1 protein-coding gene is annotated in these 280 nt (G+C 60.7%); it reads right to left on the bottom strand.

Annotated features, from left to right (window positions below; translation table 11 throughout):
• Positions 1 to 280: NUDIX domain-containing protein (locus EE949_RS05180; protein ID WP_122663300.1), on the bottom strand; the 280-nt coding region annotated here is incomplete at both ends.

Genomic DNA, 280 nt, shown 5'->3' with positions numbered 1-280 from the left:
CTCCAGGATCTGGCGAATGGCGGGGTAGTAGATGCTGTCCCACGGAATCTCTTCGGGGGCGAAGAATTTGTAATCCAGCGTCTCGGGGCCGAACTGGCCGGTGATTTCCAGCGCGATGGCGCGGAAGATGATGTAGACCTCGCTGATCTGCGGCACGCTGAAGATCGAGTAGGTCGAGATGATTTCGCCGCGTACGCCGCTTTCTTCCCACACCTCGCGCAGCGCCGCCTGTTCGGTGGTCTCGCCGCTTTCCATGAAGCCTGCTGGCAGGGTCCAGGTA

The sequence above is a fragment of the Pseudomonas viridiflava genome, from assembly GCF_900602065.1.
Taxonomy (GTDB): domain Bacteria; phylum Pseudomonadota; class Gammaproteobacteria; order Pseudomonadales; family Pseudomonadaceae; genus Aquipseudomonas.
Note: the sequence above shows the minus strand (reverse complement) of the source record. Positions and strands in the feature narration are given on the sequence as shown.